Genomic DNA, 18,287 nt, shown 5'->3' with positions numbered 1-18,287 from the left:
GCGTCATCCGGGGAAATCCTGGGAGTTCGTCAGCGGCTGCAGCTCATGCCGTCCGCACCCTTGCCGATGCCCAGCCGGCGCATCACCATCCCCGCCGGGCAGAAACCGGTGAACGCCGACTGGAACAGGTTCAGGCCGATGAAGGCGGTCAGAATCCACCACCACGGCGACACGAACTGGGTGAGGACGACGCTGATCAGGATCATCACGCCGGCGAAGGCCATGATGGCGCGGTCCAGGGACATCGGGGTTTTCATGCTGTGGCTCCTGCAAGGATGAGGACGACGGGAAGGCTCACTTGGCCGCGCTCTTGAGCCGCTCGATGCCGAGCAGGCCGAGGATGTATTTCTCGTAGATCGGTTCGCTGGTGCCGTGGCGCATCTTGTAGAGGAAGTACTTCTCGAAGCCGAGCTTGGCCACGTGCACCCATTTGCCGATCTTGGTCCAGGTGACGTTGCGCGGCGGGATCTGCGGCAGGGCGACGAAGGCGGCACCGGTGTCGCCCATGTCGGCCAGGCACACCGCGTTCCAGGTGCCCTCGAACTCGGCGGGCTTGCCCTGCAATTCGGCCTGGATGTTGCGGACGATGGTGGTGACCATCGACTCGATCATGAACCCGGTCTTGGGCGCCCCGGTGGGCACCGGCGTGGCTTCCACCGGCGGGATCGCCACGCACACGCCGGCGGCGAAGATCTGCGGGTATCGGGGGCTGCGCTGGTGCGGGTCGACGATGACGAAGCCGCGCGGGTTGCACAGCCCCTCGACCGCCGCGACCGCGTCCACGCCCTTGAACGCCGGCAGCAGCATCGCGTACTTGAACGCGATCATGTGCTCCTTGAGCGGCTGGCCCTGGGCGTCGTGCTCGACGGCGGCGAGCTCGCCCGGACGCACTTCCTGCACCTTGGCGTTGACGATCCACTTGATGTGGCGCTGGCGCAGCTCCGACTCCATCAGGCCCTTGGAGTCGCCGACCCCGCCCAGGCCCATGTGGCCGATGTAGGGCTCGCTGGTGACGAAGGTCATCGGCACCTTGTCGCGCAGCTTGCGCTTGCGCAAATCGGCATCCAGGATCATCGCGAACTCGTAGGCCGGGCCGAAGCAGCTGGCGCCCTGCACCGCGCCGATCACGACCGGACCGGGATCGTGCAGGAATTCCTCGTAGGCGCGCCAGGCGCGTTGCGCGTGCGTGGTGGTGCACACCGATTGGGTATGCCCGCCCTCCGGACCCGAGCCCGGGACTTCCTCGAACGCCAGCTTTGGCCCGCTGCAGATCAGCAGATAGTCGTAGTCCAGCACCGCGCCGGCGCCGGTATGCACCTGGCGTGCGGCGGCATCGATCCGCAGCGCCCCGGAACCGTCGAAGGCGATGTCCTTGCGGGCCAGCGCCGGGCCGGCCTCCAGGGTGATGTCTTCGGGCTTGCGCCAGCCCACCGCCAGCCACGGGTTGGACGGGGTGAAGCCGAAATGCTCGCCCTGCCCGACCACCGCGATCCGGTGCTCCTTGCCCAGCGTCTCGCGCAGCTCGTAGGCGGCGGACATGCCGCCGAGCCCCGCGCCGATCACCACGATCCTGGCCATCTCCAGCCTCCGCTCGACTCGCCCCGGGTACGCCACCCGGCAGGCCCACTTACATTAGCTATTTCTTATATTAGTGTCAACTGATATATTGGCCGCCTCGCACCCGCAGGAACCCGCCATGCCCGTGACCGCCGCCGACCTCGTCGCCCAGGCCCGCGCCCGCATCCGCGAAATCGCGCCGCAGGCATTGCATGCACAACCGCAGCCCAGCGTCTTGATCGATGTCAGGGAACCGGCCGAATTCCAGACCGGCCATCTGGCCGGCGCGGTCAACATCCCGCGCGGGGTGCTCGAGTTCCAGGTCGAGGCGCATCCGGCGGTGGCCAACGTCAGCGACCCCGCGCTGGCGCACAAGACGCAGGCAATCGTGCTCTACTGCCGTACCGGCGGGCGTGCGGCGCTGGCGGCCCTGAGCCTGCAGCAGATGGGTTTCACCCAGGCCTGCTCGCTCGCCGGCGGAATCGACGGCTGGATCGCCGCCGGCCTGCCCGTCACCCAGCGCTGAGCCGCCATGCCGACCCGTCGCAAGTCCGCCGCCACTCCGCCCGTGGCCATCGACCCCGAAGCGATGCGCGCCCATGCCGGCGCAGCGGCGCGTCTGCTCAAGGCGCTGGGCAACGAGAAGCGGCTGCTGCTGCTGTGCCTGCTGGTGGACGGGGAGCACTCGGTCGGCGATCTCAACGCCAGGCTGGACCTGAGCCAGTCGGCGCTGTCGCAGCACCTGGCGCTGCTGCGCCAGGACGGGCTGGTGCAGCCGCGGCGCGAGGCCCAGACCATCTACTATTCGCTGACCCCGGGCCCGGCCCGGCGCATCATCGACACGCTGCACGGCATCTACTGCACCGGCGACCTGCCGCAGTGCGAGGCAAGCGGATGAACGCCCTGGAGATCCAGCCCTTCTTCCACGCCGGTACCGGCACCTGGAGCTACGTCGTCAGCCGCGGCCGCGACGCGGTGCTGATCGACCCGGTGCTGGACTACGAGCCCGCCTCCGGCCGCGTCTCCACTGCCAGTGCCCGCGCGCTGCTGGACTTCGTCACCACGCACGCCCTGCACGTGCACCGGATCCTGGAAACCCACGCCCACGCCGACCACCTCAGCGCGGCCGCCTTCCTGCGCGCGCGAACCTCGGCCCCGATCCTGATCGGCGCGGGCATCCGTCAGGTGCAGGCGCATTTCGCCGGCGTGTACGGTCTGGCCACGGACGACCCCGACCTGGCCCATGCGTTCGACGCGCTGCTGATCGACGGCGAAGTGATCGAGGCCGGCGATCTGCACATCGAGGTGCTGGCCATGCCCGGCCACACCGCCGACGGCCTTGCCTACCGCATCGACGGCAATGTGTTCGTCGGCGACACCCTGTTCGCCCCGGACGTGGGCACCGCGCGCTGCGATTTCCCCGGCGGCAGCGCCGAGCAGCTGCATGCCTCGATCCGGCGCCTGTACGCGTTGCCCGGCGACACCGTGCTGTGGCTGTGCCACGACTATCCACCCGCGGGCCGCGAGCGCCGCGCCAGCGTCGAGGTGGCCGAATCCAGGCGCGACAACCGCATGCTGCGCGCGGACACGCCACTGGCGGAGTTCGTCGCCGCCCGTGCCGCGCGCGATGCCGGCCTGCCGGTCCCGGCGCTGCTGTATCCGGCGCTGCAGGTCAACATCCGCGGCGGCCGCCTGCCGCCCGCCGATGCCGACGGCCGCCAGTACCTGCGCATCCCGCTGCAGGTCGAGCCCTCCGCCGACGGTCTGTAGACGCGCGCCCGCACGTGCAGCGGTGCGCGTGTGCCGCCACAATGGCGGACCGCGCCACTCCCGGTGATCGCCGCCCGTGACCGCCCCCGACCTGCTGCTGGCCGCGCTGTTCTTCGCGGTCGCCACCCTGTACGCCTCGGTCGGGCATGCCGGTGCCAGCGGCTACATCGCGGCGATGGCGCTGCTCGACTTCGCCCCGGAGCAGGTGCGCCCGACCGCGCTGGCGCTGAACCTGCTGGTCGGCGGCATCGGCCTGCTGCGCTGGTGGCGCGGCGGCCACGTGCGCTGGCGCAACGTGCTGCCGTTCGTGCTGGCCTCGGCGCCGGCGGCGTTCTTCGCCGCGCAGGTCGACCTGCCGCGCGAAAGTTTTTCGTTGCTGCTGGGCATCGTGCTGCTGGCGGCGGCGTTGGGCGTGTTCCGCCATGCCGCGCGCGCCGAGCAGGAAGACCACGAGACCGCCGGGCGCCGCGTGCCGTGGCTGCCGGGCCTGGCGGTCGGCGCGGGCATCGGCGTGCTGTCGGGACTCACCGGCACCGGCGGCGCGATCTTCCTCACGCCGCTGCTGCTGTTCGCGCGCTGGATGCCCACGCGCGAGGCCAGCGGCACCTCGGTCGCGTTCGTGTGGATCAATTCGCTGACCGGCCTGGCCGGCCTGCTGCACGCGACGGGCTCGCTGCCGCCGATGCTGCCGCTGTGGCTGGGCGTGGTGGCGCTGGGCGCGCTGCTCGGCAGCCAGCTCGGTCTTCACTGGCTGCCGGTGCGCGGCCTGCGCCGCGCCCTGGGCGTGGTGCTGCTGATCGCGGCGGCGAAGTTGCTGTTCGCCTAGGCAAGGTCTGATGCGTTCTCCTGGGCGCGCCGCGAGGCGTTACCGGGAGACGTGACGATTGCCGGGTACGCGCCAGCGCCACGGCTCTCCGATCGCGTGGCGGATGCCCACCCGCGGGCCGACCAGCGGCTGCGCCGGCGGCGGCATGCCGTCGTCGTACACGCCGAAGTCGGAGCGGGCCGCGACCAGGTCGATGCCATCCTGGCGACGGTCGATGCCGAACGCCCGGGTCAGCCGCGCCGGCCCGGCGCACAGTTCGCGGTCATTGCGCGCGCGCGGCCGCGCCGCGCGCATCAACTCCAGCCCGGCCAGCGGCTCGGCCGCGCGCAACAGCACGCCGACGCCCTCGCCGACCTCGCCGCACACGCAATTGGCGCACCAGTGCATGCCGTAGGTGAAGTAGACATAGAAGTGCCCGGCCTCGCCGAACATGCTGGCATTGCGCGCGGTCTGGCCGCGGTAGGTGTGCGCGGCCGGGTCGATCGGCCCGCAGTAGGCTTCGACTTCGACGATCCGCGCGCGGCGGCCGTCGGCGGCCGCCAGCACCTTGTTCAACAGCTCCGGTGCAACCGCGCGCGGGTCGCGCCGGTAGAACGCCCGCGGCAGCCGTTTCATCCGGGCACGCTCACGCCAGCGCGCGGGCGGCGTCCAGCACGTGTTCGACGGTGAAGCCGAAATGCGGGAACAGCGCTTCGGCCGGGGCGCTGGCGCCGAAGCTGTCGATGCCGATCACGGCGCCGTCCAGGCCCGTGTACCGGTACCAGAAGCCGGTGACGCCGGCCTCGATCGCCACGCGCTTGCGGCAGGCCTGCGGCAGCACCGACTCGCGCCAGGCCGCATCCTGGCGCTCGAACACCTCGGTGGAAGGCATCGACACCACGCGCACGCCGTCGCCCAGCTGTTGCGCGGCCTGCATCGCCAGCCCGACTTCCGAGCCGGTCGCGATCAGGATCAGCTCCGGCGCGCCGACGCTGTCCTTGAGGATGTAGCCACCGCGGGCGATGGCGGCCAGTTGCTGCGGCGTGCGCGCCTGGTGCGGCAGGTTCTGGCGCGAGAACACCAGGCAGCTGGGGCCGTCGGCGCGCTCGATCGCGGCCTTCCATGCCACCGCCGACTCGACCGCGTCGCACGGGCGCCAGACGTCGTTGCCCGGGATGTAGCGCAGCGCCGCCAGGTGCTCGACCGGCTGGTGGGTCGGGCCGTCCTCGCCCAGGCCGATCGAGTCGTGGGTGTAGACGTGGATCGCGCGGGCGCCGGTCAGCGCGCTCATGCGCACCGCGTTGCGGGCGTAGTCGCTGAACACCAGGAAGGTGGCGTCGTAGGGCACGAAGCAACCGTGCAGGGCGAGGCCGTTGGAGATCGCGGTCATCGCGAACTCGCGTACGCCGTAGTGGACGTAGTTGGCCTCGCGGCTCTCCTCGGGCGTGCAGTCGCCGACGATCGACTTGCTGCCCTTCCACAGGGTGAGGTTGGAGTGCGCCAGGTCCGCGGAGCCGCCGACCAGCTCCGGCAGCAGCGGCGCGTACGCCTCGATCGCCAGTTGCGAGGCCTTGCGCGAGGCGATGACCGGGCCGTCGGCCTGCAGCCGGGCGATGAAGGCGTCGGCGTCGGCGCCGAAGCCCGCCGGCAACTCGCCGTGCGAGCGCCGCACCAGCTCCTCGGCCTGCGCCGGATAGCGCGCGGCGTAGGCGTCGAACAGCTGCCCCCACTGGTGCTCGCGCACCTGCCCGGCGCTGCCGGCGCGCCAGGCGTCGCGGATCGGCTGCGGGATCTCGAACGGCGGATACGGCCAGCCCAGCGCCGCGCGGGTGGCGGCGACCTCGTCCTGGCCCAGCGGCGCGCCGTGGCTGGACTCCTTGCCGGCCTTGTGCGGCGAGCCGAAGCCGATCGTGGTGCGGCAGCAGATCAGGGTCGGCCGGTCCTGCGCGCGCAGCGCGGCCTCGATCGCGGCCTTGATCGATTCGCTGTCCTGGCCGTCGACCTCGCGGATCACGCTCCAGCCGTAGGCCTCGAAGCGCGCCGGGGTGTCGTCGGTGAACCAGCCGCCGGTGTCGCCGTCGATGGAGATCCTGTTGTCGTCCCAGAATGCGATCAGCTTGTGCAGGCCCCAGGTGCCGGCGAGCGAGGCAGCTTCGTGGGAGATGCCTTCCATCAGGCAGCCGTCGCCCAGGAACACCCAGGTACGGTGGTCGACGATTTCGAATTCGGGGCGGTTGAAGCGCTGCGCCAGCAGCTTCTCGGCCAGCGCCATGCCGACCGCGTTGGCGAAGCCCTGGCCGAGCGGGCCGGTGGTGGTCTCCACGCCGGGCGTGAGGTGGTTCTCCGGGTGGCCCGGGGTCTTGCTGCCCAGTTGGCGGAACCGCTTCAGCTCCTCCAGCGGCAGTTCGTAGCCCGACAGGTGCAGCAGCGCGTACTGCAGCATCGAGCCGTGGCCGTTGGAGAGCACGAAGCGGTCGCGGTTGAACCACTTCGGGTTGCCGGGGTTGTGCTGCAGGTAGTCGTTCCACAGCACCTCGGCGATGTCGGCCATGCCCATCGGCATGCCCGGGTGCCCGGACTTGGCGGCCTCGACCGCGTCGATGGCGAGGAAACGGAGGGCATTGGCGAGATCGCGACGGGTCGGGGTCGACATGGCTCGAATGGGCGGCGCCCGGCGGGCTGCGGGCCGCCCATTGTCCCACATGCGCCCGTCGCCCCTGCCTGCGCCGCGGCAGCCGCAACGGTGCCGCCGGGAAATCCGGTTTTTTCTCAAGCCTCGAGGACCGGCGCTCGGGAGATCGGCTTCGGTAGGAGTCGCCGCCCGACGGGCTGGGGGTGCTGCGCCCTCCTGACGACCTCCTGTCTTTAAGTCGGGTCGTGGGCCATCCATGGCCCACTCTCCGCACCCCCAGCCCGCCGGCCGGCGACTTCGCGAGCTTGGAGTTCATCGCTTCTGGCTGGTTTTCTCTACAAGCGCCGACTCACTGCGCAGAAGCCGGTGGCCCGGCCTGTGCGGGACCGTCGGCGGCATGGATGCCGCCGAGGAGCCTACAGGGACGTATTCACGGCGTGTCCCGCACAGGCCGGGCCACCGGCTTCCTCCACGGAGGCTTCCGCACCTGAAGCATGAGTTCACCGCATGCCTCATACAGGTCAGGCCGCCGGTTTCCCCGCAGAGGTTCCCGCACTCGGGAGAAGGACGAACAAGTTCCTACCCTCACACGCAGCGCGATGCCTGCGAAGCTTTCGAGGACAGGCGAATCACGAGCGAGATCGCGGCCGGCGCGGAGCGTGGCGGGGATCTATCCACGGCGTGTCCTGCAAAGGCGCGGCCACCGGCTCTCCGCAGCCCCCCGTCACCACGGCAGTGTGCCGTTTCAGCCCTCGGCGAGACCGGGCGTGTCGGTTTCGCCGCGCGACACCACGGTCGCCGCGACCAGGTCGCCGGTGACGTTAAGCGTGGTCCGGCACATGTCGAGGAAACGGTCCACGCCCAGGATCAGGCCGATCCCTTCCGGCGGTACCCCGACCATGCCGCAGATCAGCGCCACCACCGGCAGCGAACCGGCCGGCACGCCGGCGGTGCCGATGCCGCCGAGGATGCACACGAACATCACCGTGACCTGCTGCGCCAGCGACAGGTCGACCCCGAAGAACTGCGCCAGGAACAGCACCGTCACGCCCTCGAACAGCGCGGTGCCGTTCTGGTTGGCGGTGGCGCCGACGGTCAGCACGAAGCGCGACACCTTGCGCGGCAAGCGCAGGTCCTCGTCGGCGACCTGGAGCGCGGTCGGCAGGGTGGCGTTGGAGGAGGCGGTGGAGAACGCCATCACCATCGCTTCCTGCACGCCGACGAAGAATTTCCACGGCGACCAGCCGCCGACGAACTTCAGCGCCAGCGAATACACCACGAACATGTGGATCGACAACGCCAGCACCACCACCCCGACATAGGCGCCCAGCCGCGCCAGCAGGTCCCAGCCGAACAACGCGGCGAGATTGAACATGAAACAGAACACCGCGTACGGCGCCAGCCGGATGACCAGTCCGATCAGCGTCATCGACACCTCGAACAGGCCTTCGATGCCGCGCAGCAGGACTTCGGTGCCGGGGCTGCGGGTCAGCACCAGGCCCACGCCCAGCATCAGCGCGAAGAACATCACCCCGAGGATGGCGTTGTTGGCGGCGGCGCCGACGACGTTGTCGGGCACGATCGACAACAGCATGTCCAGGCCCCTGGGCTGGTTGCCGCTGCCGCTGACGATCGCCTGCGCACGCTCGGCGCCGGAGGCGAGCAGCTGCTGCGCGAGCGCCGGATCGACGCCGGCGCCTGGCTCGAGCCAGTTGACCAGCAGCAGGCCCAGCACCACCGCGATCGCGGACACGACCACGGTATAGGCCAGCGTCTTCCAGCCGATCCGGCCGAGCGCGCGGATGTCGCCCATCTCGGCCACGCCCACCACCAGCGCCGAGAACAGCAGCGGGATCACCAGCATGAAGATCAGGCGCAGGAACAAGGTGCCGACCGGCTGCGTGACCCAGGTGGTCAGCGCCTGCACCCAGGGCGCCTCGGCGCCGGCGGTGGAATGCGCGATCAGCCCCAGCAGCAGGCCGGCGACGAAGCCGATCGCCATCTTCCAGTGCAGCGGCATGCGCGCGCGCGCCGTGGCGGGCTTCTCGTTGTCGGGCTGTCCCATCGTCCGCGTCACTCCCTCGGGCAGCGGCGAGCTTACACCAGGCTCCAGGCGCGCCCCGGCGCGCAATGCGCAAATACGCCGTCACGGCGCGGCGCCTGTCCGTGGCGGCCGTGGCGGTGCAGCGCGCGAGCGCCGGCCGGCTGCACAGCCCGGGGATCGGTCAGCGTGGCGGATACAGCGGCGGCAACGCCTCGACCGAGCGCGCCGCCGGCCGGCGCCAGCGCGGGCCCGGCCGGAACGCCGCGCGCAGCGCCGTGCGCGCGGCCGCGGCGTCGCCGCCGCCCCAGCGCGCGCGTTGCAGCGCATCGACCGCATCGCGCTGGCGCGCGTCGTCCAGCCGCGCCTGCACCGCGTCCAGGTCCGCTACCGGCGGCTGCGCCAGGGCGCACAGCGCCGCGGCGATCTCGCCGAGGTCGCCGCCATCGAGCGCGCGGCGCAGGTGCGCCGGCGCGGCGGGCGCGGACGGGGGCACCGCGTCCGCATCCGCGGCGGCCACCGCCGCCGGGTGCGGTTGCCGGTGCAGTCCCCACATCAAGGTGATCAGCCACAGCAGGGCGAACGCCACCGTCGCGAGCGCCCACGGCCGCACCCGGCCTTGCACGCCCGGTACCCGCACCCAGTCGCGATCCGCGCCGGCCGCGCCCGCGGGTACCGGCGCGGCGGCCACCGACGCGTTGCCGGATGCGGCGATGGCGGGCGCCACCTGCACGCTCAATTCCGGCAGCGTCGCGGTCCGCGCGCGGCCTGCGCGCACGTCCCACCACGACAGTTCCGGCCCGGCAATGCGCAAGGTGCCCGCCTGCGCCGGCACGATCTCGAAACGACGCGTGAGCGTGACCTGCGGGCGACCGCCTGCGAAGACCTCGTCGGCCTGCGGCGGATCGGCGAACACCTGCGCGCCGGGGATCGCGGGCAGCTGCAGTTCGGGCAGTTGCGCGGCGGTGGCGCCGTCGACCGTGGCCTCGACCGTCACCGCCAAAGCCGCGCCGGCGCGGGCCTGTCGCGGCGCGTCCTGCCAGCGCAGCGCGAGCGCGTGCAGCGGCAGCCACGGCTGCGGCGCGCTCGCGGGGATCGCGCGCACCGTGAGCATCCGCGGCGGCCCGCCCGCCTGCAGCTCGCTCTGGCCGTCGCCGAACAGGTCATCGAAGAAACCGCCGGCACCACGGCCGCGGAACTGCGCCCCGGGAACGGCCAGCGGACCGCTGCGTTCGGGGATCAGCAGGTAGTGGCGCTCGACCACGGTGTAGCGGCGGCCGGCGATCTCGCGCGCGTACTGCACGTCCTCGCCGATGCGCCGCAGCGAGGCGCCGTCGGGCGCGGCCTGGTCGAGCTGGCCGGAGATCAGCGGTGTCGCGTAATACAGCCGCACCGTGTAACCGACCGCCTGCTGCACGTAGGGCTGCTGCGCGTCGGCCTCGGCCTCGATGAAGACCGCGCTGCCGGCGCGCGCCGGCGTCGCCGCCGGCGGCGTCACCGTCAGCGTCAGCGGCGGTGTGCGCCGGCTGCCCACGCGCAGGCCGGGAATGCCGATCGCGCCTTCGCGCCGGGGCTGCAGCGCCACCGCGAACAGCGTCCGCGCGCGGCCGACGCCGTTGACGTACTCGAAACTGCGGCTGCTGGTATGGCCGCTGAGCCGGAATTCGCCCAGCAACGGCGACCAGTCGGGTGCGTCGGCATCGGCCTGTTCGACCTCGATGTTCAGGGTCGCGGTCTCGCCCAGGGCGATGCGATCGCGGTCGAGCCAGGCGCGCAACGGCGGCGCCTGCGCCTGCGATCGTGTCTGCGTCGGTGCCGGCCACGACAACGCCGACAACAGCAGCACCATGACGAATGCGGAGAACCGACGCGGCATCAGTCGCCTCCTTGCCGGCGGCGTTCGTACTCGAGCCGGAAGCGCGCGCGCAGCAGGCCGCCGGGATCGTCCGGCACACGCCGCAGCCAGGCTTCGTTGGCAAGCCGGCGTTCGCGCTGCGCGGGGGTTTCGTCGCGCCCGGAGGCTCGTTGCGCCTGCGCCTGTTGCGCACCCCTCGCCTGCCCGGCGTCGCGCAACGCCTGCTGCATGCGCGCGCGTTGCGCAGCGTCGGCGGCACGCTGCGCTTGGGCGTCCACCGGCTTGTCGGGTCGGGTCTCGGTGCGGCTATCTCCCGGGGAGGATTGCGGTGCCGGCGCCGGCGGCTGCCTTGCGCCCGGCGCGGTCGCGTCCGCCTTGCCGCTGCCCGGCCGCTGTCCGTCCTGCGACGGCCGTTGCCCGTCCGCTTGCGCGGGCTGGTCCTTGCCGGGCTTGTCGCCCGACTGTGCTCCCGGCGGCGGCTGGCGCTTCCTCGCCGCCTCCACGGCTTTCCGGTTGGCGATTGCATCGGCCATGTCCGGCTGCAGTCGCAAGGCCGCGTCGTAGGCGGCGAGGGCCGCGTCGTAACGACCCTGCCGGGCCAGCGCGTTGCCGCGGTTGTAGGCGGCGTCGGCGCCGGGCAGACCCTCCCAATGCTTTGCGGCGGCGGCGAAATCCTGTCTGCGGTACGCCTGCGCGCCTTGTTCGAGGCGCTGGTGGACCTGCTGGTCGGGGCGCCGCCACCAGTCGTTGCCGGCTGCATGCGCAGGTTGCAGCGGCCACCATACGCACAACAGCAGCGCCGCCAGCGCGCCGCCACGACGGAAGGCGAACGAGGCCAGCAACAGCAGCGGCAACAACAACCAGTACCCCTGGTCGCGCCACAAGGAGGCGGTCCCGCCGTGCGCGGCGAGGGCGCCGGCCGATTGCGGATCCAGCACGCGCAGCGCGGCGAGATCGCGGTCGTCGGCGGCGAGCGCGGCATAGGCGCCGCCGCCTGCGGTCGCGAGCGCGCGCAAGGCGTCGGCATTCAGCCGGGCCTGCGCGATGCGGCCATCGCCCTCGCGATAGGCGGCGCCGGCGCCGGTGCCGAGTCCGAGCGCGGACACCCGATAGCCGGCGCGCGCCGCCGCGGCCGCCGCTGCGCGCGCGTCTGCGTCGGCGTGGTCGGTCAGCAGCAGGATGTCGCCACGGTCGAACCCGGCCTGGCGCAGCAACTGCTCCGCGCGTTCGATGGCGCGATCGGCGCGGCTGCCGTCGAGGGGCTGGCCGTACGTGGGCATGATGTCCGGCGCCAGCGCGCCGAGGAACAGCGCGACGTTACCGGTGTCGTCGGTCAGCGGCGCGACGGTATACGCATCGTCGGCGAAGACCAGCAGCCCGACCTGGCCATCCCCGCGCGCGCGCAGCAGGCGCGCCAGCTTGGCCCGCGCCTGCGCCAGCCGCGACGGCGGCAGGTCGTCGGCGAGGACCGCGCCCGACAGGTCCAGCGCCAGCACCAGCGGCGCCCGGGACTGCCACAGCGGCTGCTCGACACGCTGCCAGGACGGGCCCGCCAGCGCGCACAGCGCCAGCGCGGCGCCGGCCAGCAGCAGCCACCCGCCGCCGTCCGCGCGCGCGCCCGGACGGTCGAGCAGATGCGCCAGCAGATGCGGGTCGACCGCCCTGCGCCACACGCTCCGCTGCCGGCGCCGCCGTCGCCACCACCACGCCAGCAGCGGCAGCGCCAGCAAGGCCCACAGCCATTGCGGGCGCAGGAAGTGCAGCGCGGAGAGGCTGGCCGCCGATGCGGCGAGGAAATCCATGCTCATGCGCGCCCCCGCCGTGGAACGGCGAACGCGAGCAGGCCGAGCGCCAGCGCGGCGGCCAGCGGCCACGGATAGCGCTCGATCCGCGGACGCAGCGGCCGGCCGGCTTGCCGTACCGGCTCCAGACGATCGATCTCGGCATAGATGCCGGCAAGCTGCTCGGTGTCGCGGGCGCGGAATTGCTTGCCGCCGGTGAGCTGGGCGATGCGCCCGAGCGTGGCCTCGTCGATGTCCTCGCCGCCGCCGGGCAGCCGGATCGGCAGGCCGAACACCGACAGGCCGCCGCCGCTGCCGCCGAAGGCGATGGTGTGGATGCGCACGTGGTTGTCGCGGGCGAGTTCGGCGGCCTTGAGCGGATCCAGCACACCGGCGGTGTTGACGCCGTCGGTCAGCAGGATCAGGACATGTTCCCGCGGCACGGGTTGCTGCGCCGATGGTGCGGCCAGGCGCTTGACCGCCAGGCCGATGGCGTCGCCGATCGCGGTTTCGCGCCCGGCCAGGCCGACCACGCTGGCATCGAGCTGCTGGCGCACCGAGTCCAGGTCCCGCGTCATCGGCGTCAGCGCATAGGCCTTCTGCCCGAACACGATCAGGCCGACGCGGTCGCCTTCGCGGCGATCGAGGAAGTCCGCCAGCACCGCCTTGGCCGCGGTCAGGCGGTCGACCCGGCGGCCGCCCAGCGCCATGTCCTCGTCGCTCATGCTGCCCGACAGGTCCACCGCCAGCAACAGGTCGCGGCCGGCCTGCGGCGGCGCCATCGGCGGCCCGAGCTGCTGCGGTCGCGCCGCGGCCACGCACAGCAGCGCCCAGGCCAGCCACGCCAGCACGCCGACCCCGGCGCTCCGCGCGGGCCCGGTGCGGCCGACAATGGCGTCCAGGCGGCTGCCATAGGGCACCTGCAACGCCGCCGCAGTGCTGCGCGCGGGCGGCAGCAGCCGGCGCAGCAGCCACGGCAGCGGCAACGCCAGCAGCAGCCACGGCCAAGCGAAGCCGGCGAAGTCCGGCGGCAGCCACGCGTTCATCGCGCCGCCATCCATTGCAGGAAGCACGCGCGCGCTCGCGGCAGCAGTGCGGCCACCGCAGCGGCGTCGACCGCAGGACGGAAACCGCCGTCGAGCAGCAAGCGCGCGTCCTTGTCGCCGAACCGGGGCTGTCTGCCGTCGCCGTCGAGGAAGCGCAGCCAGGCCTCGCCCTGCAGCCTGTCCGCTTGCGGATCGCGGCGACGCGCGGCGCGACGCAGCAGTTCGGAGATCGCGGCGAGCTGCGCCGCCGGCGTCGCCGCGGCGCGCACGGCGTCGTCGAACAGGCGTTGCAGCGCGCGCCGACGGCGCTGCCGGCGCCACGCCCACCCGGCCAGGGTCGCGACAGCGAGCAGCAACAGCGCCGCGACGATCCACCAGCCCGGCGCAGGCGGCCACCACGGCGGCGCGGGGGGCTGGTGGATGTCGCGCAGGACCAGCGTCGGATCGGACCGCAACATCGGCGTCACGCCGCCCGCGCCGGGCCCAGCAGCGGCAGCCAGGCGTCGCTCGGCGCTTCGCTGGAGAGCGCCTGCACGCGCACGCCGCGCACCGGCAATTGCGCCAGGGCTGCGTCCAGCGGTGCGACGAAGGTGTCGCGCCAGCGCTGGCGTTGCGCGGCGGTCGCCAGATCCAGTTCGACGCGATGGCCGCCGGCCCGGAACGGCAGGCTGGCCTGCGGGGGGTCGCGTTCCAGCGGATCGCTGAGCAGCAACACGATCACCTCGTTGTGCAGCGCCAGCGCCGGCCAGCGCTGCGCCGGCACGGCGGCGACGCTGGCGGGATCGGCGAGCACGACCAGTCGCGAGCCCGGCCGCAGCAGCCGTCGCGCATGCTCCAGCGCCTGCGCCAGCCCGGCATCGTCGCCCGGCGGCGCGCGATACCAGCGCACCAGCGCGTCGAGCACGCGCAATGCGCCGCGCGGGCCGGCAGCGGGCGCGACCGGCGCTTCCCGCATGCTGCCGCGCAGGGCGGCGATGCGGTCGCCGTCGCGCACTGCAGCCCAGGCCGCAACCGCGCCGGCGCGCGCGGCCTGCACCGACTTGAAACGCACGCGGGTGCCGAAATACAGCGCCGGCGCGGTATCGGCCACGAGCAGCGTCAAGCGCTCGCGCTCGGCCTGGAACAGCTTGGTATGCGGCTTGCCGCTGCGCGCGGTCAGGCGCCAGTCGATGTGGCGGGCGTCGTCGCCGATGGCGTATTCGCGCGACTCGGCATATTCCATGCCGCGCCCGCGCAGCGGCGACAACGCCTGGCCGCCGACGCCGTGGCGACCGCGTCGCGGCGGCCGCCGGCCCTGCGCCGCCGCCCGCAGCGCCAGCAGTTCGGCGAGCGTGGGGATGAGGCCATTGGCAGCTGAGTGAGGCATCGGGATCGGTTCGTAATTCCTGCAGGAGCGGCGCCCGTCGGGCAGCCCAGGCTCGGACTGTCAAAGGGCCGCATGGTCAAAAGGTCGCACTGTGCAATGTCTTTACCTTCAATGCCGGGGTTTCTCCGCCCAAAGCGCCCCTCATCCGCCTTCGGCACCTTCTCCCCGCCACGCGCGGGGAGAAGGAGAGCAAGCACTGGCGACCGCCGACAAGATTTCGCTTCCGCACCCGCTTTGGTTCAAGGCAATGGCACCCTGTCGAGCAGCTCGGCGACCAGCTTCTCGCCATCCCAGCCTTCGGCGGTGGCCTCGTAGCTGGGCAGGACGCGATGACGCAGCACGTCGGGCGCGACCGCGCGGACGTCCTCCGGCGTCACGTAATCGCGTCCGGCCAGCCAGGCGTGGGCGCGGGCGCAGCGCTCCAGCGCGATCGAGCCGCGTGGGCTCGCGCCCCAGGCGATGCGGCGCGCCAGCGCCGCGTCGTAGCGCGCCGGATCGCGCGAGGCCAGCACCAGCTCGATCAGGTAACGCTCCAGCTGCGGCGCGACATGCAGCTCCAGCACCGCCGCGCGCGCCGCGAACACGTCGGCCAGCGGCATCCGCGGCGGCGCGGCGGCGGCGGGCCGCACCGCCGCGCGCGCACGTTCGCGCGCCAGCCGCAGGATTTCGGCCTCGGCCGCGGCTTCGGGATAGCCGATGCGCACGTACATCAGGAAGCGGTCGAGCTGCGCCTCGGGCAGCGGGAAGGTGCCTTCCTGCTCGATCGGATTCTGCGTCGCCATCACCAGGAACAGCGGCGGCAGCGGATAGGTGTGGCGGCCGACGGTGACCTGGCGTTCGCCCATCGCCTCCAGCAGCGCCGACTGCACCTTGGCCGGGGCGCGGTTGATCTCGTCGGCCAGCAGCACCGGATGGAAGATCGGTCCGGGCTGGAATTCGAAGCGGCCGTCCTGCGGGCGCCAGACCTCGGTGCCGGTGAGGTCGGCCGGCAACAGGTCGGGGGTGAACTGGACGCGGGCGAAGTCCGCCTCCAGGCGCGCGGCGAGCGCGCGGATCGCGCTGGTCTTGGCCAGCCCCGGCGCGCCCTCGACCAGCAGGTGGCCGTCGGCGAGCAGGGCGATCAGCAGGCGCTCGATCAGCCCGGCCTGGCCGACGATCTCGGCCGTCAGGGCCGTGCGCAACGCGCAAAACGCGTCGTGAAGGCGGGAGGTATCGTCGCTGCGGCTGTCCATTCGCAATGCGGTCGGCGACGCGAAACGCGCCAGGGTGCAGTTTGACCGACGCAGGCCGGCTTGGTTCAGGCGCGAGCGCCCGCATTCAGCCCGGCGCCAGCGATGCCCGGACACGACGAAGGGGCCGTTCGGCCCCTTCGCGTGGCATCGCCGGCGGCGTCAGGGCGCCGGGCGTTGCGCGACCCGCAGCACCTTCGGCGTCACCATGATCAGCAGCTCGGCCTTGCTCTTTTCGCGGCCGCGCTTCTTGAACAGGTTGCCGATCACCGGGATGTCCGCCAGGAACGGCACCTTGGACATGCTCTGCTGGTCCTTGAACTCGTACACGCCGCCGATGACCACGGTCTGCCCGTCCTCCATCAGCACCGCGGTGTTGACCGAGCGCTTGGCGATCCGCGGCACCTGGCCGACGCCGGTGTCGACGAAGCCGGCGACCTCGTCCTTCTTCACCGCCATGTTCAGGAACACGCGGCCGTCGTTGGTGATGGTCGGGGTGACCTTGAGCTCCAGCACCGCGTCCTTGAACTGCACCTGCGGCACCTGGGTGCCGCCGGCGGTACCGGCGCCGGTCAGGGTCAGGTAGCCGATCTCCTCGCCCTGGGTGATCACCGCTTCCTTCTGGTTGCTGGTGACGATGCGCGGGTTGGAGATCACCTCGCCGCGGCCTTCCTGCTGCAGCGCCGACAGCTCGATGTCGAGGAGGTAGCCAGCGTTGAGGATCGACAGCGCCAGCGAGCCGGTCCCGCCGGCAAGCGTGCTGGGCAGGCTGGTGATCAAGCTGCGGGTGATGGAGGAGGGCTGCAGCACCGGCGCCACCGGAGCAGGTCCGACCTGACCACCGGCATTCCAGGTGTTCAAGGCCGTTTGATAGGCCGCCATCGCCGTGTCGTTGGCGATCTGCGCGGCGACATCGGCGTTGCGGTTGACCGAGTTCTGCTCCAGCTTGCCGCCGAAGTAGGTGTTGTCCTTGTTGCCGGTGATGCCGAAGCGTGCGCCCAGTTCGCGCGCGAACGACTCGTTGGCGATCACGATGCGGGCCTCGATCACCACCTGGTCGACCGGCTTGTCGAGTTCGTTCACCAGTTGCTTGACCGCCTCCACGCGCTGCGGGATGTCGATCACCAGCAAGGTGTTGGTGCGACGGTCGAAGCTGATGCTGCCGCGCGGCGACAGGAAGCCGCGACTCTGGGCCGCCGCGCCGCCGGTGCCGCCACCGCCGCCGCTCTTGGCCTCGTCGGTCAGCAGCTTGGCCAGGTCCTCGGCGTTGCCGTAGCTGATCGGGATGTATTCGGTGATCATCTCGACGCGGTTCTCGATCGCGATCCGCGCGTCTTCCTTGTCCTGTTCGTACTTGGCGATCTCGGACTGCGGCGCGACCCATACCACGTTGCCGCTGCGGCGCTTGTCCAGGCCCTTGGCCTGCAGCACGATGTCCAGCGCCTGGTCCCACGGCACGTTGATCAGGCGCAGGGTGACGTTGCCGGTCACCGAGTCTGAGGCGACGATGTTGAGGTTGGACTCCTCGGCGACCAGCTGCAGCACGGTGCGTACCGGCACGTCCTGGAAGTTGAAGGTCACCGGGCGGCCGCTGTAGGCGCGCGCCGTGCTGCTGGATGCGGTCGCGCCCATCGCCGTGGTGGCGCCCACCGCCCGCGCCGGCGCGGCCGCGCGCGGCACGATCTCGACGATGTAGTCGCGTCCGGTCTGGTAGGCCAGCGACTCGAACGGGCCGCTGGTGCTCAGCACCAGCCGAGTGCCGTCGCCGGCACGGTTGGCGTCGATCCGCTGCACCGGGGTGGCGAAGTCGGTGACGTTGAGCGGCTTCTGCAGCGCGGCCGGGAGCGTGGCGTTGCCGACGTCCACGACCACGGAGGAGCCCTGGTTGCGCAGGTCCGGGGTGGCGCCGTCGCCGCTGAAGCGCAGGATCAGCTTGCCGGAACCGCCGTCGCCGCGCTTGAAGTCGATGTTGGACACGCTCAGCGCGCCGGGCACCTGCCTGGCCGGATCGACCGCGACCGGTGCCGCGCTCTGCGCGACCGCGGCCAGCGCCGGGGCGGCGGATGGCTGCGGCGTGGCCTGCACGCCGCTGAAGGCGGCCAGCAGCCCCGCCGCGAGACCGAATGCGCTCGCCCGCAAAGGCAGGGGGCGCCGGGCAGGCCGCAGGCTTGTGGCTTTGAGTACGGTCATCGTCCTATCCCCCAA

General features: G+C 72.1%; 16 protein-coding genes. 4 read left to right on the top strand and 12 right to left on the bottom strand.

What is annotated here, in order from left to right; translation table 11 throughout:
* Positions 1-29: 29 nt before the first annotated feature.
* Positions 30-257, bottom strand: coding sequence for a YgaP family membrane protein (locus D0Y53_RS02780; RefSeq protein WP_233511614.1), 228 nt, complete (start codon positions 255-257; stop codon positions 30-32).
* Positions 258-294: 37 nt separating this feature from the next.
* A complete protein-coding gene (locus D0Y53_RS02775) occupies positions 295-1,578 on the bottom strand; it encodes an NAD(P)/FAD-dependent oxidoreductase (RefSeq protein ID WP_117201669.1) in 1,284 nt (427 codons plus the stop codon).
* A gap of 118 nt (positions 1,579-1,696) precedes the next feature.
* Between D0Y53_RS02775 and D0Y53_RS02770 the strand changes: the two genes are divergently transcribed.
* The 4 genes from D0Y53_RS02770 to D0Y53_RS02755 all read left to right on the top strand — a co-directional run bounded on the left by D0Y53_RS02770 (position 1,697) and on the right by D0Y53_RS02755 (position 4,153).
* The gene (locus D0Y53_RS02770) at positions 1,697-2,083 is read left to right on the top strand and encodes a rhodanese-like domain-containing protein (protein WP_117201800.1); all 387 of its coding nucleotides are present in this window, start codon (positions 1,697-1,699) and stop codon (positions 2,081-2,083) included.
* Between the two features lie 6 nt (positions 2,084-2,089).
* Positions 2,090-2,455, top strand: a complete 366-nt coding sequence (locus tag D0Y53_RS02765) for an ArsR/SmtB family transcription factor (protein ID WP_117201668.1) — start codon at positions 2,090-2,092, stop codon at positions 2,453-2,455.
* Entirely contained in the window at positions 2,452-3,327 is an 876-nt protein-coding gene (locus tag D0Y53_RS02760; protein ID WP_117201667.1) for an MBL fold metallo-hydrolase, read from the top strand. Before D0Y53_RS02765 ends, D0Y53_RS02760 begins: the two co-directional genes overlap by 4 nt.
* A 76-nt stretch (positions 3,328-3,403) precedes the next feature.
* Positions 3,404-4,153, top strand: a complete 750-nt coding sequence (locus tag D0Y53_RS02755) for a sulfite exporter TauE/SafE family protein (protein WP_199491988.1) — start codon at positions 3,404-3,406, stop codon at positions 4,151-4,153.
* Positions 4,154-4,192: 39 nt separating this feature from the next.
* Here the strand turns inward: D0Y53_RS02755 and D0Y53_RS02750 are convergent, their stop codons facing one another.
* The 10 genes from D0Y53_RS02750 to D0Y53_RS02700 all read right to left on the bottom strand — a co-directional run bounded on the left by D0Y53_RS02750 (position 4,193) and on the right by D0Y53_RS02700 (position 18,272).
* Positions 4,193-4,768, bottom strand: a complete 576-nt coding sequence (locus tag D0Y53_RS02750; RefSeq protein WP_117201666.1) for a DNA-3-methyladenine glycosylase — start codon at positions 4,766-4,768, stop codon at positions 4,193-4,195.
* Positions 4,769-4,778: 10 nt separating this feature from the next.
* Complete coding sequence (gene tkt / locus D0Y53_RS02745; protein WP_117201665.1) at positions 4,779-6,785, bottom strand: transketolase; 2,007 nt, start codon at positions 6,783-6,785, stop codon at positions 4,779-4,781.
* Between the two features lie 724 nt (positions 6,786-7,509).
* Positions 7,510-8,829, bottom strand: coding sequence for a dicarboxylate/amino acid:cation symporter (locus D0Y53_RS02735; protein WP_233511613.1), 1,320 nt, complete (start codon positions 8,827-8,829; stop codon positions 7,510-7,512).
* Between the two features lie 160 nt (positions 8,830-8,989).
* Entirely contained in the window at positions 8,990-10,681 is a 1,692-nt protein-coding gene (locus D0Y53_RS02730) for a BatD family protein (RefSeq protein ID WP_117201663.1), read from the bottom strand.
* The gene (locus D0Y53_RS02725; protein ID WP_117201662.1) at positions 10,681-12,468 is read right to left on the bottom strand and encodes a vWA domain-containing protein; all 1,788 of its coding nucleotides are present in this window, start codon (positions 12,466-12,468) and stop codon (positions 10,681-10,683) included. The genes D0Y53_RS02730 and D0Y53_RS02725 overlap by 1 nt, the downstream gene beginning before the upstream one ends.
* Positions 12,465-13,487: a vWA domain-containing protein gene (locus D0Y53_RS02720; protein WP_117201797.1), complete on the bottom strand. Its 1,023-nt coding sequence runs from the start codon at positions 13,485-13,487 to the stop codon at positions 12,465-12,467. The genes D0Y53_RS02725 and D0Y53_RS02720 overlap by 4 nt, the downstream gene beginning before the upstream one ends.
* On the bottom strand, positions 13,484-13,945 hold the full coding sequence (locus tag D0Y53_RS02715; RefSeq protein WP_117201661.1) for a DUF4381 family protein: 462 nt from the start codon (positions 13,943-13,945) through the stop codon (positions 13,484-13,486). The genes D0Y53_RS02720 and D0Y53_RS02715 overlap by 4 nt, the downstream gene beginning before the upstream one ends.
* 5 nt (positions 13,946-13,950) lie before the next feature.
* On the bottom strand, positions 13,951-14,898 hold the full coding sequence (locus tag D0Y53_RS02710; RefSeq protein ID WP_386724574.1) for a DUF58 domain-containing protein: 948 nt from the start codon (positions 14,896-14,898) through the stop codon (positions 13,951-13,953).
* A gap of 194 nt (positions 14,899-15,092) precedes the next feature.
* Positions 15,093-16,085, bottom strand: a complete 993-nt coding sequence (locus D0Y53_RS02705; protein ID WP_117201659.1) for an AAA family ATPase — start codon at positions 16,083-16,085, stop codon at positions 15,093-15,095.
* Positions 16,086-16,244: 159 nt separating this feature from the next.
* The gene (locus tag D0Y53_RS02700; protein WP_117201658.1) at positions 16,245-18,272 is read right to left on the bottom strand and encodes a type IV pilus secretin PilQ; all 2,028 of its coding nucleotides are present in this window, start codon (positions 18,270-18,272) and stop codon (positions 16,245-16,247) included.
* Between the last annotated feature and the right edge of the window lie 15 nt (positions 18,273-18,287).

This window comes from Cognatiluteimonas weifangensis (genome assembly GCF_003416885.1).
In the GTDB taxonomy this organism is placed as follows: Bacteria; Pseudomonadota; Gammaproteobacteria; order Xanthomonadales; family Xanthomonadaceae; genus Cognatiluteimonas; species Cognatiluteimonas weifangensis.
Note: the sequence above shows the minus strand (reverse complement) of the source record. Positions and strands in the feature narration are given on the sequence as shown.